Source organism: Streptomyces sp. NBC_01591 (assembly GCF_035918155.1).
Taxonomy (GTDB): domain Bacteria; phylum Actinomycetota; class Actinomycetes; order Streptomycetales; family Streptomycetaceae; genus Streptomyces.
Map to the genome: position 1 here is coordinate 5704898 of NZ_CP109327.1, position 15627 is coordinate 5720524.

A 15627-nucleotide genomic window follows, 5' to 3' on the forward strand; every position below is an offset into this window, starting at 1 on the left:
GCAGGAAGATGACAGCGGGGGCATCAAGCGGCCAGCGTTGTTGCCGGGCCCGGAGGGCGGACCGGATCCTCGGACGATGAATCCGTACTCCTGCGCGCACCGAACCGTCGCCGCCCGTCCGGTGGATACGGTGAGGGCATGACCGTCGCGGCGCCGACGGGATCCGGACTACTGGCCCATATGGCAGTGGGCGAACCGGAGTTCGAGAACAGGATCACCGAGTCGCTGCTCGCCGTCGAGAAGCGGCTGCTGGACTGTGTGGCGAGTGCCCCCGACCCGAGGGTCGCCGAACTCACGGGCCATCTCGCCGCGGCGGGCGGCAAGCGGCTGCGCCCGCTGCTGGTGCTGCTCGGCGCGGAGTTCGGCGAACCGTTCCGCGACGGGGTGACCGAGGCCGCCGTCATCGCCGAACTCGTCCACATCTCCTCGCTCTACCACGACGACGTGATGGACGGGGCGACGATGCGGCACGGCGTGGCCAGCGTCAACGCGCGCTGGGGCGAACGGCTCGCGGTGGCCGGCGGGAACTGGCTGCTCGCCCGCGCGGCGCAGCTCGCCTCCGGGCTGGGCGCGCAGGCCGTGCGCTTCAACGCCGAGGTTGCTAGCAGGCTGGTCGCGGGGCAGTTGGGAGAGCTGACGGGGCCGGCCCCGGACGAGGACCCCGTCGAGCACTTCTTCCAGGTCACCGAGGGCAAGACCGCCGCGCTGCTCTCCATGTCGACGGCGATCGGCGCACTCCAGGCCGGAGCCCCGGCCGGGTGCCAGGACACCCTCACGGAGTACGGGAACCAGCTCGGCATCGCGTTCCAGATATCCGACGATCTGCTCGACCTGGCCGCCCCCGCCGCCCTCACCGGCAAGGAGCAGGGCAAGGACCTCGGGGCGGGCGTGTCCAGCCTGCCGGTGCTCCTCGCCCAGGACGACACGAGCCCGGAGGGCGCCGAACTGCGGGCGCTGCTGGCGGACGGCCCGATCGAGGGGGCCGAGGCCAGGCACCGGGCACTGGAACTCTTCCGGGCCTCTCCCGCGCCCGCCCGGGCGCAGGCCCATCTGTACCGACGGCTGGACCGGGCCAGGGCGGCGCTGGAGCCGCTGCCGCCGTGCCCGGCCCGCCGGGCACTCGACGCGCTGTGCGGCTACGTGGCCCTGCGCACCGGCTGAACAGGGCGGACAAGACAAAGGAGTTGGTCATGCCGCAGGACACCGCTGTCCGCTCGGACCGCATCGGCGAACTCGCCGCCATCCGTGAGGATGTGCTCCGGGGCCCCGCCGAGGCGACCGAGGCGCAGCACGCCAAGGGCAAGCTGACGGCGCGTGAGCGCATCGCGCTGCTCCTCGACGAGGGTTCGTTCAGGGAGGTCGAGCAGCTGCGCCGGCACCGGGCGACGGGGTTCGGTCTGGAGGAGAAGAAGCCGTACACCGATGGTGTGATCACCGGCTGGGGCACGGTCGAGGGCCGTACGGTCTTCGTGTACGCGCATGATTTCCGGATCTTCGGGGGTGCGCTGGGCGAGGCCCATGCCACGAAGATCCACAAGATCATGGACATGGCCATCTCGGCGGGTGCTCCGCTGGTGTCGCTGAACGACGGCGCGGGCGCCCGTATCCAGGAGGGTGTGAGCGCGCTCGCGGGGTACGGCGGCATCTTCCAGCGCAACACCCGCGCGTCCGGTGTGATCCCGCAGATCAGTGTGATGCTCGGCCCGTGCGCGGGCGGTGCGGCCTACAGCCCGGCGCTGACCGACTTCGTGTTCATGGTCCGCGAGACCTCGCAGATGTTCATCACCGGTCCGGACGTCGTGAAGGCGGTCACGGGCGAGGAGATCACCCAGAACGGGCTGGGCGGCGCGGACGTGCACGCCGAGACCTCGGGCGTCGCGCACTTCGCGTACGACGACGAGGAGACCTGCATCGCCGAGGTCCGCTACCTGATCGGGATGCTGCCCTCCAACAACCGCGAGAACCCGCCCGCCGCCGCGAGCGACGACCCCGCCGACCGGCGCGGCGACGTCCTGCTCGACCTGGTCCCGGCCGACGGGAGCCGACCGTACGACATGCGCGCCGTGATCGAGGAGATCGTCGACCACGGAGAGCACCTGGAGGTCCACGAACGCTGGGCCACCAGCGTCATCTGCACGCTGACCCGGCTCGGCGGCCAGGTCGTCGGCATCGTCGCCAACCAGCCGCAGTCCTTCGCCGGCGTCCTGGACATCCACTCCTCGGAGAAGGCCGCCCGCTTCGTCCAGTTCTGCGACGCGTTCAACATTCCCCTGGTCACCCTCGTCGACGTACCCGGCTTCCTGCCCGGCGTCGCCCAGGAGCACAACGGCATCATCCGGCACGGTGCGAAGCTGCTGTACGCGTACTGCAACGCCACCGTTCCCCGTGTCCAGGTCATTCTGCGCAAGGCCTACGGCGGTGCCTACATCGTCATGGACTCCCGCTCCATCGGGGCCGACCTGTCCTTCGCCTGGCCGGCGAACGAGGTCGCGGTGATGGGGGCGGAAGGGGCGGCCAACGTCGTCTTCCGCCGCCGGATCGCGGAGTCCGACGACCCGGAGGCGACGCGCGGACTGCTGGTCAAGGAGTACAAGGCCGAACTGATGCATCCGTACTACGCGGCCGAGCGGGGCCTGGTCGACGACGTCATCGACCCCGCCGGGACACGGGAGTTGCTGATCGACTCCCTGGAGATGCTGCGCCGCAAGCACGCCGACCTGCCCGCGCGCAAACACGGCAACCCGCCCGCCTGAGCCGGGCGGGTCCATACGACGCAAAGAGTGGACGAAGCATGACGAACGCTCTGCAGGACCCGCCCGGCCCCGCCTCGGTGCGGGTCGTCAACGGCGCACCGACGCCCGAGGAACTCGCCGCGGTCACGGTGGTGCTCACCGCCCTGCAAGGGGGAGAGGAGAGCGCCCCGGAGCCGCAGCCGACGGCCGCGACCTGGAGACGCGCCGGAGCCGACACCTTCCCGCCGGTCTCCTGGCGGGCCAGGGAGTAGTGCGCGGGCCGGGTGCGGCGCGGATATGCGCGGGGGCGCCGGGAGGTGGTTGACCGGGGCAAACACCAAGGTGGCGGCGCGTGCCGATGGAATCGTGCGCCCCTTCTCCTCGTGCACATCTGTTCGTGTGCGCGGCCATACACCCGTACGCCCCACGTGTCGATCCTGGCGATAGTTCACCCCGAATATCGGGTATGTGCTGAATAGCCCTTGTAAACAGGGCGTTCCCCGCAGCTGGTCTTGGGAAGTGATCGGCGTGATCGACAGTGAAGGCGACTGCGCCGAGTGGACCTTTCCGGCTGTGCCGGGCGCCGTGCGATCCGCGCGGCATGCGGTCCATGAGACGTTGAGCGCCTGGGGGCTCGATGCTGCCGTCGGGGATCTGACAGTTCTGCTGGTCAGCGAGTTGGTCACCAATTCGATGCGTTATACATCGGGCCCCATCGGCGTACGCCTGGTACGCCCTCATCTCAACGGTGACGCCCCCGCCGCCCATCCGGGACTGCTCGTGGAAGTCTCCGATCCGCTTCCGGATCCGCCCACCGAACGTATGGCTGGACCCGAGGACGAGGGGGGCAGAGGACTGCAGCTGGTGGCGTGGTCCGCCCGCCGCTGGGGGACCAGGCAGGGAAAGACCGGCAAGACCGTGTGGTTCGAGCTGGCCCTGCCTGGTTAGGAGTGGGGTGGGACGGACAGCGATCACCGGGGTCGGCCAGAAGCTGGCTGAAAGGGACTGAGACCGTGCTGTGATCGTGAACGCCGTGTCGGTTGGGGCCGGAGTGCTGAATACTGCGGGCAGGACCGGTCCGGTGTGTGAGCTGGAGGGGACGGTCGCGTGAGCGAAATACCTGGGACAGCGGGCGACATCGTGTGGCAGAGCAGCCCGCCTGGCTCGATCTATGACTACATCAGGGTCGCCTCCTTCTCGATCGGCCCCGATGGCCTGATCGAGCAGTGGAGCCGCCGGGCCGCCGGCCTCTTCGGCATTGCCGCGGACAAAGCGGTGGGTATGGATCCGGTCGAGGCGTTCATGCCCGCCGAACTGCGCACGGACGGCCGCCGCAGGGTCGGCGAGATTCTCGACGGCAAGGAGTGGACGGGCCTCGTCCCCTTCCGGATACCGGGCGAGGAGGACGTGCACGGGCTCGCCGAGATCTATGTGATGCCGAGCGAGACGGCCGACGGGGAACGGGCCGCACTCTGCATCGTCGTGGACGTCCGGGCACTGCGCCACATCGAGACGGACCTTGCCGCGTCACAGGCCATATTCGGCCAATCTCCGTTCGGCTTCGTGCTGTTCGGTACGGACCTCGCGGTGATCCGCGCCAACCAGCGCTTCGCCACCGTCTTCGGCGGCCGGGCCGAGGACCACCGCGGCCGCACGGTCGAGGACTATCTCTCCGGCTCCGAGGCCGACCGGCTCACCGCCACCATCGAGCGCGTACTGGAGACCGGAACATCCGTCACCGATCTCCGGATCATCGGCACCGCGCCCGGCGAACCCGGCAGCCGCCACTGGTCCATGAACCTCTACCGCGTGCACAGCGGCTCCGGCCGCCCCGTCGGCGTCGCCGGACTGGCCACCGATGTCACCCGCAGGCACATCGCCGCCCGCGAGGCCGCCAGCGCCCGTCGCAACCTCGCCCTGCTCAACGAGGCCAGTGCCCGTATCGGCAACTCCCTCGACCTGGAGACCACCGCCCGCGAACTCCTCGACGTCGCCGTGCCCGGCTTCTGCGACCTCGCCTCCGTCGACCTCTACCAGGGGCTGCTCACCGGCGACGACGCACCGCCCGGCAGCTGGGACTCGCTCCGTCAGGAATCCGTCGGCGGCTCCGCCGAACTGCGCCGCGTCGCCCTGGCCAGCGCCGTGTCGGACGCCCTGCCCGACACCGCCGCGGACAACGGCTCGCCCGAGCTCGGCTCCGTGCACCGCTTCTCGTTCAACTCGCCGTGCGCCATCGCCCTGCGCACCGGCCACGTCGAGGACGTGCCCGGCGACGACCGGGGCTTCGTCCAGTCCACCCTCGCCGTCCCGATGGTCGCCCACGACACGGTGGTCGGGCTCGTGCAGTTCTCCCGTACGAAGGGCAGCGAGCCCTTCGGCGAGCGGGACCGCGCACTGGCCACCGAACTCGCCGCCCGCGCCGCGGTCTGCATCGACAACGCCCGCCTCTACCGGCGCGAGCACGAGCGCGCCCTGATCCTCCAGCGCAGCCTCCTGCCGCCCGGCGACCCGGTGGCCGCCGGCCTCGACATCGCCTGCCGCTACCTTCCCGGCAACACGGCCACCGAGGTGGGCGGCGACTGGTTCGACGTGATCGAACTCCCCGGCCACCGCACCGCCCTCGTCGTCGGCGACGTCATGGGCCGCGGACTGCGGGCCGCCGTGGCCATGGGCGAACTGCGCACCGCCGTACGGACCCTGGCCCTCCTGGACCTGGAACCCGCCGAGGTGCTCTCCGCGCTCGACGAGGTCGCCCGCGGACTCGGCACCCCCGGCGGCGGCAACGCGTCCGGCGGCTCCCAGTGGCCCTCCCGGGCCGCCCACAAGTCCCGCGAGGCGGACCTCTCCGAGGTCTACCTGGCGACCTGCGTGTACGCGGTCTACGACCCGGTTACCCAGCGGTGCACCTTCGCCAACGCGGGCCATCTCCCGCCCGTCGTGGTCGAACCGGGCGAGCCCGCCCTGCTGCTCGACGTCCCGCCGGGAATGCCGCTCGGCGTCGGCGGCGAACCCTTCGAGGAGGTCGAGGTCGAACTCAAGGAGGGCTCCCTTCTCGCCCTCTACACCGACGGGCTCGTCGAGTCCCGCGACCACCCGCTCGACGAGGGTCTCGAAGCCCTGCGCGGAGCGCTCGTCGAACCGGAACGGTCGATCGAGGACGTCTGCGACCACGTGCTGACCACCCTCGACACCGGGCACGGCGAGGACGACATCGCCCTGCTGGTGGCCCGTATCCAGGGGCTGCCGGCCGACGCGGTCGGCGACTGGCGGCTGCCCCGCGAACCCCGCTCCGTCGGCCGCGCCCGCGAACTGGCCCGCGGTCGGCTGCTCGCCTGGGGCCTGGACGATCTGGTGGACACCACCGAACTGCTGGTCAGCGAGCTGGTCACCAACGCACTGCGGTACGGGGAGGGCGAGATCCGGCTCAGACTGCTGCGCGACCGCACCCTCGTCTGCGAGGTGTGGGACGCCGGGCTCGTCCAGCCCCGGCGACGGCGGGCCCGCGACACCGACGAGGGCGGGCGCGGACTCCAGCTGGTCGGGCTGCTGAGCGTGGCCTGGGGGTCCAGGCGGACACCGCGCGGCAAGACCGTCTGGTTCGAACTGGCCCTGCCCGACGGGGAGCCCACTGCCGAACTCTCGGTCGAGCAGCTGCTGAGCATGTACTGAGCGGACCACCGGGCTGCCGGGGCCGCCCGGCAGCGGTCACGAGGCCGACTTCAGCGCGGCCAGCCGGGCATCGACCTCGGCGCTGTCGCCCAGACCGTCCAGCTGCTCGAACTGGGCGTCCAGGGACGACGCGGCCAACTCCTGCTTGCCCAGCGCCTTCGCCTCCTCGCGCCGCACCTTGTCCTCGAAACGGCTGAGCTCACTGGTCGGGTCGAGCACATCGATGTTCTTGACGGAGTCCATCATCCGGTTCTGCGCCTGGGCGGACTTGGCGCGTGCGACGAGCTCGTCGCGCTTGGACTTCAGCTCCGACAGCTTGGCCTTCATCTGGTCCAGGCCCGACTTCAGCCGGTCCACCACCTCGGTCTGCGCGGCGATCGTCGGCTCCGCCGTACTCGCCTCCTTCTCCGACCGGAGCTGACGGCCGAGCGCGACCTTGGCCAGGTTGTCGAACTTGTCCGCCTCCGCGCCCGACCCGCCCGCCCGCAGCTCGTCGGCCTTGCGGCTCGCGGCGAGCGCCTTGCCGCCCCACTCCTTCGCCGCGTCCACGTCCTCCTGGTGGTCCTGTTCCATCAGCCGCAGATTGCCGATGGTCGTGGCGACCGCCTGCTCGGCCTCCGAGATGTTGGCCGTGTAGTCGCGGATCAGCTGGTCCAGCATCTTCTGCGGATCCTCGGCCTGATCGAGCAGCGCGTTGATGTTGGCCTTCGCCAGCTGGGTGGTGCGGCCGAGAATGGTCTGTTTGGACATGGGCCTCTCCGTAAGTGCGATTGCGGTAAGTGCGATTGCGGTTCTTCGGGTGAATTCCCTGCGAATGAAGTCCTCGGGCCGTCGCCCCTGCCACCGGGCTCAGAATCGTCCTCCGCCACCCCGCCGGCCGCGCGTGCCCCCGCCCCCGAAGCTGCCGGGCCCCGCGGTCCCTCCCTGCCCCCGGCCGCCGAAACCGCCACCGTGGACGCCACCACCGCGTCCGCCCCCGCCGCCCAGGAGTCCGCCGAGGATGATCCCGCCGAGCACCGCGCCGCCGACCCCGCCGCCCTCTCCCCGCGGACCGCCCGGGCCGTTCCGGTCCCCGTACGACCGCACATCCTGTTCGGCCAGGCTCCGGGCCTGTCCGGCCAGCGAGTCCGCCTGCCGCGCCTCGGTCAGCGCCCCCTGCGGATCGTTCGACCCGGCCAGCTCGCGGGACCGGTCGAGCCGCCGCTGGGCCTCCGCAAGCCGGGTCCGGGCCTGGCTGCCCACCGCTCCCCGGTTCGTGGTGATGAAGTCGGCCGCGGCGGCGATCGCCGAACGCGCGGTGAGCGTCGCCCCGTCCAGCAGGGCGAGGGCCCGTCGGTCGCCCTGTTCCCGCTCGCGGACGCCGGCCAGCGCCGCGTCGAGCGCCGCGTCCGCCTCCTCCACCCTGCGCAGCGCGTCGATCGGGTCGTACGGAACGGCCCGCATCTCCTCCAGCACATCGCCGAGCACCGACTTCGCGCGGGCGATCCGGCCCCGCAGGTCCGCGGTCGGCGCACCGTCCCCGGTGCCTTCGAGCAGCCCGCCCGCGTCGGCCAGGTCGGTCTCCATCTCGGTGAGGGCGGCGGGCAGCCGCCCCGCCGCCTCCGCGAGTTCCCGGTTCCGCCGCTCCACCGCGTCGACGAGGGTGGTCGCCTGGTCGACGGCGCCCTCGGTGGCCCGGATGTACACCGCCGCCGCGGAATTGTTGGTGCTGTCCACCGACTGCCGGCCCCGGTTGAGGCTCGACGTGGCGAAGACGAGCCGGTCCTTGGCCTGCTCGATGTCGCCGACGACGGCGGCGAGGGCCGATTCCGCGTACTGCTCGCGCATCGTGGTCAGGGTGGCCTCGGCCGCGGCGACCCGCCCGGCGAGCGCCCGGAACGCGGTCTCGGCCGTGGCCAGGGCCTGCGGGGCGTCGCGCTCCAGGGCGCGCAGCCGGTCGAAGTCCTCGGACACGGCGTCGAGGCGGGCGCCCGCGTCCGCGCAGCGGCCGATGATCTCGTCCAGCATCCGGCGCCTGGTCGCGTCGTCCTCGGGGAAGGCGTCGTCCAGCTGCTGACGCAGCCGGAACGCCGCCGTCAGCTCGCCCTTCGCGTACCCGACGGCCTCCGTGAAGGGGGCCGCGGCCTCCTCGCCGAACTGGGCGGTGGCGAAGCCCAGTTCCTCCTCGCTGGTGCGGACCGCGTCGTCGGCGTCCACCAGCGCCTCCCTCGCCCGCGCGTCGAGCTGCGGCAGCGGAGTCGGTGGCTCCGGTGACCCGTCCGGTCCGGCGGAGGCGGGGCCCCAGCCCGTCGCGCCGGGTGTGGTGCGGGTCGTGGTGCGCCGCCTGCGCCGGGTGTACGCGTAGCCGGCCACCGCTGCCGCCCCGCCGACGACGACCACCGGAAGAATCAGGTCCCCGGCGCTCGTCCCGTCGGAGCCACCGGTTCCGGGATCGGCGACACCGGGTGTGACGGCCGGGGTGGGCACGGCCTCGCCGGCCAGTACGGCGGAGTACCCGTTCGCCGCGCCGATCGCCGCGCCGGCCCAGTCGTTCTCCCGGAGCGCGGGCTCGATCGCCGTGCCCGCCACGTCCTGGAGCTGTGCGTCGGTGAGGCGTGAGCCCTGTTCGACGGTGTACGCGTACTGCCGGTCGTGGGTGGCGACGGCGAGCAGGACGTCGTCGCGGCCGAGGCCGTTGCGGTCGGCCGTCGCATCGGCCCAGCTCTGCGCGGACCGTCCGGAGAAGTCCCGCACGTACACGACGAAGAGCTGTACGCGGCGGTCCGCGTACAGCCGGTCGAGTGCCCTGCGCACCTGGTCCTTGCGGTCCCCGAGCGCCCCCACCTTGTCGGTGATCTGCCCGTCCCGGGACAGGGTGACGGGATCATCGGCGCGAGCGGTCGGCGCTGCGGGAAGGGCCGACCAGCACACCGTCAACAGCACGGCGAGAAGGGCCCGGCCCGGTATGGATATCCGGGTACGACTCACGAGCAGCATCACATGTGTGAGGCTATGTCCACCCTCCGTCACCCGCGACCCGGCGGCCGGGCCCGTCACCGGTCCCCGGGCGGTGCATCATGATGCCTTCATACTGCGACGGCACACCGGCACACAGGGGGAGACGGACGTGCTCACGGGGATAAGGCGCATGGCCGGGGACGTACGGAACCGGGCGGCCCGGTTCCGGTGGACCTGGCCGAGGAGGATCGCACTGGCAGCGGTCCTGGTGATCGTGGTGCCGGTCCTCACCGCGGGAGTCGCCCTGCGGCTCAACTACTCCGGCGACCCGGGCGACGGCACCCGCACCCGTGGCCGCGACGCCATCTGGCTCGGCCACGCCTGGGTCGACGGGCGCAAGAACGACGCCGACCTCGCCGCGTTCGCCGCCCGGATCGAGGGGACGGGGATCAAGGACCTGTACGTCCACGCCGGGCCGCTGGAACACGACGGCACCCTGCCCGCCGACCGTTACCCCCGGGCCCGGTGGCTGATCGACGCCGTGCACCGCACCCTGCCCGGCATCCGGGTCCAGGCCTGGCTCGGCGACGTACTCGCCACCGAGGGGCCCGACGGGCTTAGCCTGGAGCGGGCCGCGTCCCGCACCGCCGTGGTGGCGTCGGCCCGGCAGATCCTGGACGCCGGGTTCGACGGCGTCCATTTCGACCTGGAGCCGCTGCACTCCGGCGACCGCGACTACCTCTCGCTCCTCGACGACCTGGGCGCGCTCACCGGGGCGCGCAAGGCACAGCTGTCGGTCGCCGCCCACCAGATCGACCCGCTGCCGGCGGCGCACCGGGTGGTCGGTGTGCTCAGCGGTGGCAGCCAGAAGTGGTGGTCGCAGAAGTTCTTCGGACAGGTCGCGCGCCGGGTCGACCAGATCGCCGTCATGTCGTACGACACCTGGATGCCCCTGGAGGGGATGTTCGGCGGTTACGTCGCCCAGCAGACGGCGCTCGCCCTCGAAGTGACGCCGAAGGACACCGATCTGCTGATGGGACTGCCGTTCTTCCACGAGGACGACCTCGGACACCACGAGTCGGCCGAGACGGTCACGGCCGCGGTCCGGGGCACCAGACTGGGCCTGGGGCGCACGGACCGCGGCCGCGAACGGTTCGGGGTCGCGCTCTACGTGGACTTCGCCGCGCAGGACGGCGACTGGGCGGCGTACCGCGCGGGCTGGAACTGAGCGGCGTACGGCGCGGGCTGGAACTGAGCGGCGGCGTACCGGGCCGGGGCCGGGCCCCGAGCGCTCCGCCCCGGACCGGTACGCCGCCACGTTTCGAGGCGGTTCAGATGGAGAACCGCTCCTTGGCGAGCAGCGGCCGCACCTTCGACTGGAACCCGCCGGTCCGGAACGGCCGCTGCAGCAGACCGGGGCGGATCGCCTGGGCCAGGGCCGCGGCGATCATGCCCTGGTCGAGCGCGAGCAAGTAGTCGCTGACCCGCCCGGTGCCGACATTGACGGAGTCCCGGAACCCGTACCCGGCGTGGTAGGCGCCGAAGTCGCGGTCGAGCGCGCGCAGGTTGGCGATCGCCTCGTCCGGTGCGTAGGGCAGGGCGAGGAAGGAGGCGTGCGGGGTGACCACACCGTTGGTGAACGCCGAGGCGGGCGGCAGGGGCTCGCCGTCCTTGGTGTACGTACGGTCGGTGTTGGAGGCGTAGCCGTCGACCTGCATGCCGAGCGCGTCGACGCCGTACTCCTGGTAGCCGCCCTCGGGGATGTTGGCGGGGGAGAAGCCCCAGTACCCGTACCCCGCCTCCTCCATGCCGTGCTCGATCTGGCTGCGGACATAGCGGCGGTGCGTGAGGCCCCAGGACCTCGGCGACCACTCCGCCTCCGGCACGAACAGCGGCACCATCAGGGCCTCGAACATCGACCCGCCCCAGGTGGGCACGATCTTCCGGCCGCGATGCGTGTAGTGCCCCTGCCAGACGCGTACGCCGTCCATGGAGACGTAACTGCCCTGGGGGTACTGCTCCTGCCCGTGCTCGGGCAGCATCGTGCGCAGCAGGTGCCAGTAGTGGTCGGCGGGCAGCGAGCCATCCGCGATGCCGAGGTAACTGGCCATGCGCGGCTCGGTGTTGAGCGCGCCGTAGTGGTGCCCGGTCGGCTCCTCGGTGTCGGGCCAGAACCCGCCGCGCAGCTGGCCGGGGCCGGCGACCGGGTCGGCCGGGTCGTACGGCGTGTAGTAGTACGACCAGTCGGCGGTGGCCAGGATGCGGGCGACACGGGGGCGCAGAGCGGGCGCGGCGTCGGCGGCGATGCGCAGACCGGTGACCAGCCAGGCGTTGTCGACGGAGGAGAGGAACGGGCGTATTGGGTCGCCGGTGCCGGGCCACTCGGTGAGGACCGAACCGTCGTGCGCGTCGTACCAGTTGAGCCAGAAGCCGTGGTGGCGCTCCAGCTTCTCGACGGCCCGCACGGTGTGCTCCAGCCTGCGGTGCATCGTGTCGTCGTCGATCACGCCGAGCCCGGCGGCGGCCACGGTCGACCAGAGGCCGCAGCCGATGTTGGTGGGGGAGGTCTGACGCGACTGCACGGGGGTGCCGGGCTTGCTGACATCGATCTTGTCGACGGCGAGACCGAAGTCGGTCGTCATGGCCTCGATCGAGCGATACGTGTCACGGAACCAGCGCAGGAGCAGCGGTGCGTGCGAGCCGCGCACGGGCTGGGCGGCGGCGCCCGCCGGGGGCGCGGCCACTGCTCCGAGCGACAGGGCGGCGGCCCCTGTTCCCGCTGCGGTGAGAAACGTACGACGGTTCATCAGAACCCCTCGAAGAAGAGCCACCGACTGTGGGCGGTGGGCGGGTTTCGTTCGTCGGTCGTGATTGCGGGCGCGGGGCGCCGTGCTGCGTACGGCACCCGCGTGCGCCGCCGCCCGTGAGCAGGGCTGGACACGAGCGGCGCCGCACGCGGGCACAGGGCCCAAAAAGGCCCTGCTGTACGGGAACCGGCGTCCGTCAGGTGTCGCCGGTTCCCGTACGGGCGGGAGCTGTCAGGTCGCTCCCGGTCGGGGGGAGCCGAGGGGGGTCGGCTCGGGGGAGCCGAGGTCAGTCGGCGATGCGCGGCAGTGCGCGCGTGCGGCCCATCTCGCCCAGCCAGACGGCGGACGGCTTGGGCAGGCGCTCGAAGGTCTCCGGGTCCCAGCCGATCAGGCCGAAGGTGGGCTTGTAGGAGCCCCACTCGTAGTTGTCGAGCGCGCTCCAGGCCAGGTAGCCCTGGATGTTCAGGCCGTCCTGGATCGCGGACGCGACCTCGTTCAGGGCGCCGGTGTAGTAGCCGACGCGGCGGCTGTCGTCGTCGGTCGCGATGCCGTTCTCGGTCACGATCAGCGGGATGCCGTTGCCCAGGACCTCGGCGGTGTGACGCAGCGCGTAGCCGACCGCGGAGGGGTAGTACTCCCACTGCGTGAGGGTGCGCTCGACGCCCTCGGCGGTGGGTATCGGGCCGTCGGTGCCGATCTTGGTCCGGGTGTAGGACTGCACACCGATCCAGTCGTCGCCGCGGGAGGCCTCGATGAAGACGTCCTCGCGGGGGTGACGGTAGGCCGCGGTGACCTCCTCGGCGCCGGGCAGGGCCTGGTAGACCTGGTTGGCGATGGTCCAGCCGACCTGGATGTCCGGGTTGATCGCCCGGACCTCCTTGACGGCCGCGTGGTGCGCGGCGATGACGGCCTCGGTGGTCTCGTCGTCGGGGGTCGGCAGGCCGGCGGGCGGGAAGCTGTTGTCGCCCCGCTTGGCCTGGCCGGCCATGACGGCGATCATGTTCGGCTCGTTGATGGTGCAGACGTGGCTGACGCCCTCGGCGATCACCGGCGCGCAGGCCGCGACGTAACGCGCGAAGAGCTCGGTCGCGCCCTCGGCGGTCCAGCCGCCGCGCGCCTCGAACCACTGCGGCACGGTGAAGTGGTGCAGGGTGATCATGGGGCGCAGGCCGCGCTCGATGGCGCCCTCGACCATGCGGCGGTAGTGGGCGAGCTCGGCCCGGGAGAACGTGCCCTCGACCGGCTCGATGCGCGCCCACTCGATGGAGAACCGGTAGTCGGTGAAGCCCAGACCGGCCAGCGTGTCCATGTCCTCGTGCCAGCGGTGGTAGCTGTCGCAGGCGTCCAGGCTGGGCTCCTGGATGTGGGTGCCCGCGGCGTGCTCCTTGACCCACCAGTCGCTGTTGATGTTGTTGCCCTCGATCTGGTGGGCGGCCGTGGAGGCGCCCCACAGGAAGCCTTCGGGGAACGGGACCTGGGTGTGCGTCATCGCAAACTGTCTTTCTGGTGATGAAGGGGTGTGGCCGACGGAGTGTGGGGCCGTGGCCTCGTACGTTTCGGTGGGGCTGCCGGGACGGGCCCTACTTCATGCCCGCCGTGGCGATGCCCTGGGTGAAGTGCCGCTGGAGCGCGATGAACAGGATCACGACGGGCAGGACGACCAGCAGGGAACCGGCCATCAGCATGCCGTTGGACCCGCCCGCCTTGTTGGGGTCGGTGGCGAAGGTGGCCAGGGCGACCGGCAGGGTGTACTTGTCGGGGTCGTTGGTCGCGATGAGCGGCCAGACGAAGTTGTTCCAGGAGCCCAGGAAGGTGAAGATCGACAGCGTCGCCAGGGCGGGCTTCACCAGCGGCATCACGATGCGCCAGAAGATGTACCACTCACCGGCGCCGTCCATCCGGGCCGCTTCCAGCAGCTCGTCCGGGATCGACTGCATGAACTGCCGCATCAGGAAGACCCCGAAGGCTCCGGCGGCGAACGGCAGCACCAGACCCGCGTACGAGTCGATCAGCTGCAACTTGCTCATCAGCACGAACAGCGGCAGCAGCATCAGGTTGCCGGGCACCATCAGAGCGCCGAGAACCAGGCCGAAGATCTTGTTGCGGCCGACGAAGTTCAGCTTGGCCAGGGCGTACCCGAGCATCGAGCAGAACACCAGGTTCGAGACGGTGACCAGCACCGCCACGATCACCGAGTTCATGAAGTACAGCGGCAGATCGAGCTTGTCGAGCAGTTCCCGGAAGTTGTCCAGGGTCCACTCGGTCGGGAGCCACACGGGCGGGCTGGCCGTCAGGTCCGCTTGCGTCTTGAAGGCCGAGATGGCCATCCACAGGAACGGCGCCGACATGATCAGCAGGCCGACCGACAGCAGGACGTAGACGAGGACGCGCTTGGGGTTGCGGGCCTTCTTCGTCCTGGACGGCGGCGTGTCCGCAGGCTTCTTCGACGGCGCCGTCGAGACGGCGCCCGGTGCACTGGTGGCGCTCATTTCGTGTTGTCCTTCAGCAGTCGGAGCTGCAGCACCGTGATGCCCATGATCACTACGAAGAGGACATACGCCATGGCACTCGCATAGCCCATGTGGAAGAAGTTGAAGCCCTCGCGGTACATGTTCAGCGAGACGGTGAGCGTGGAGTCCGAGGGACCGCCCTGGGTCATCACGAACGGCTCCTCGAAGACATTGAGGTAACCGATGGTCGTGATCACCGTGGCGTAGAGCAGCGTGGGCCGCAGCAGGGGCACGGTGATGCCCTTGAACTCCTGCCAGACACCGGCGCCGTCCAGCCGCGCGGCCTCCCGCACCTCGGTGGGGATGGCCTGCAGACCGGCGATGAAGAGCACCATGACCGTGCCGAGGTTGCGCCAGACCGCCATCGCGATCATCGACGGCATGGCGAGCGTCTCGGAGCCCAGGAAGTCGGGCGAGGTGAGGCCCACTTCGGAGAAGAGCCCCGCGATGAGCCCGTCGCTCGGGTCGAGCACGAACCGCCAGACCACGGCGACCGCGACGATGGTCGTGACCACCGGGGCGTAGAAGCCGACGCGGAAGAAGGTCCGCGCCCGGTCGATTCCGTTGTTCAGCAGTACGGCGACGACCAGTCCGAGGAAGATCGTCAGGGGGACGCCGATCACCACGAAGTACGCCGTGTTGAACAGCGACTTGAGGAACTTCTCGTCGCTGAACAGATTGACGTAGTTCTCGAAGCCGATGAAGTTCGCGTCCAGCGGGTGCGTGACATTGCGCAGCCCGAAGTCGGTGAAGCTCATCACCAGCGTGGCGAGGATCGGGAACGCCATGAAGACGAGGAAGAGGACGAGGAAGGGAGTGGAGAACAGCCAGCCGGCTACGTTCTGCACGCCCATCGAGGCCTTCTTGCCACCCCGGCGACCTGCGGGCCCGGTGGCCGGGGACCCGGAGGCCCCCGACCCGGCCTGCACCTTGGCCGTCTGCACGGCCTTTGAGGTCATGGTGCGCATGACT

General features: G+C 70.9%; 12 protein-coding genes. 6 read left to right on the plus strand and 6 right to left on the minus strand.

Features of this window, described 5'->3' with window-relative positions; genetic code table 11:
- Nucleotides 1-138: 138 nt before the first annotated feature.
- The 5 genes from OG978_RS26525 to OG978_RS26545 all read left to right on the plus strand — a co-directional run bounded on the left by OG978_RS26525 (nucleotide 139) and on the right by OG978_RS26545 (nucleotide 6401).
- Nucleotides 139-1161 carry a polyprenyl synthetase family protein gene (locus OG978_RS26525; protein ID WP_326767611.1) on the plus strand — a complete coding sequence of 341 codons (1023 nt, stop codon included), beginning with the start codon at nucleotides 139-141 and terminating at the stop codon, nucleotides 1159-1161.
- Nucleotides 1162-1190: 29 nt separating this feature from the next.
- The gene (locus OG978_RS26530) at nucleotides 1191-2753 is read left to right on the plus strand and encodes an acyl-CoA carboxylase subunit beta (protein WP_326767612.1); all 1563 of its coding nucleotides are present in this window, start codon (nucleotides 1191-1193) and stop codon (nucleotides 2751-2753) included.
- A gap of 38 nt (nucleotides 2754-2791) precedes the next feature.
- Nucleotides 2792-3004: an acyl-CoA carboxylase subunit epsilon gene (locus tag OG978_RS26535; protein ID WP_326767613.1), complete on the plus strand. Its 213-nt coding sequence runs from the start codon at nucleotides 2792-2794 to the stop codon at nucleotides 3002-3004.
- Nucleotides 3005-3251: 247 nt separating this feature from the next.
- The gene (locus OG978_RS26540) at nucleotides 3252-3680 is read left to right on the plus strand and encodes an ATP-binding protein (RefSeq protein ID WP_326767614.1); all 429 of its coding nucleotides are present in this window, start codon (nucleotides 3252-3254) and stop codon (nucleotides 3678-3680) included.
- A gap of 192 nt (nucleotides 3681-3872) precedes the next feature.
- Nucleotides 3873-6401: a SpoIIE family protein phosphatase gene (locus OG978_RS26545; RefSeq protein ID WP_326770171.1), complete on the plus strand. Its 2529-nt coding sequence runs from the start codon at nucleotides 3873-3875 to the stop codon at nucleotides 6399-6401.
- A gap of 36 nt (nucleotides 6402-6437) precedes the next feature.
- Here OG978_RS26545 and OG978_RS26550 read toward each other — a convergent pair whose 3' ends face one another.
- Nucleotides 6438-7151: a PspA/IM30 family protein gene (locus tag OG978_RS26550; protein ID WP_326767615.1), complete on the minus strand. Its 714-nt coding sequence runs from the start codon at nucleotides 7149-7151 to the stop codon at nucleotides 6438-6440.
- A 99-nt stretch (nucleotides 7152-7250) separates the two neighbouring features.
- The gene (locus OG978_RS26555; RefSeq protein ID WP_326767616.1) at nucleotides 7251-9368 is read right to left on the minus strand and encodes a TPM domain-containing protein; all 2118 of its coding nucleotides are present in this window, start codon (nucleotides 9366-9368) and stop codon (nucleotides 7251-7253) included.
- A 160-nt stretch (nucleotides 9369-9528) separates the two neighbouring features.
- Here OG978_RS26555 and OG978_RS26560 point away from each other — a divergent pair, with 160 nt between their 5' ends.
- Entirely contained in the window at nucleotides 9529-10566 is a 1038-nt protein-coding gene (locus OG978_RS26560) for a hypothetical protein (RefSeq protein WP_326770172.1), read from the plus strand.
- Nucleotides 10567-10669: 103 nt separating this feature from the next.
- Here the strand turns inward: OG978_RS26560 and OG978_RS26565 are convergent, their stop codons facing one another.
- The 4 genes from OG978_RS26565 to OG978_RS26580 all read right to left on the minus strand — a co-directional run bounded on the left by OG978_RS26565 (nucleotide 10670) and on the right by OG978_RS26580 (nucleotide 15623).
- A complete protein-coding gene (locus OG978_RS26565) occupies nucleotides 10670-12145 on the minus strand; it encodes a glucoamylase family protein (protein WP_326767617.1) in 1476 nt (491 codons plus the stop codon).
- Between the two features lie 286 nt (nucleotides 12146-12431).
- Entirely contained in the window at nucleotides 12432-13634 is a 1203-nt protein-coding gene (locus OG978_RS26570; RefSeq protein WP_326767618.1) for a glycoside hydrolase family 1 protein, read from the minus strand.
- 91 nt (nucleotides 13635-13725) lie between these two features.
- Nucleotides 13726-14634: a carbohydrate ABC transporter permease gene (locus OG978_RS26575; protein ID WP_326767619.1), complete on the minus strand. Its 909-nt coding sequence runs from the start codon at nucleotides 14632-14634 to the stop codon at nucleotides 13726-13728.
- The gene (locus tag OG978_RS26580) at nucleotides 14631-15623 is read right to left on the minus strand and encodes a carbohydrate ABC transporter permease (protein ID WP_326767620.1); all 993 of its coding nucleotides are present in this window, start codon (nucleotides 15621-15623) and stop codon (nucleotides 14631-14633) included. Before OG978_RS26580 ends, OG978_RS26575 begins: the two co-directional genes overlap by 4 nt.
- Nucleotides 15624-15627: the final 4 nt, after the last annotated feature.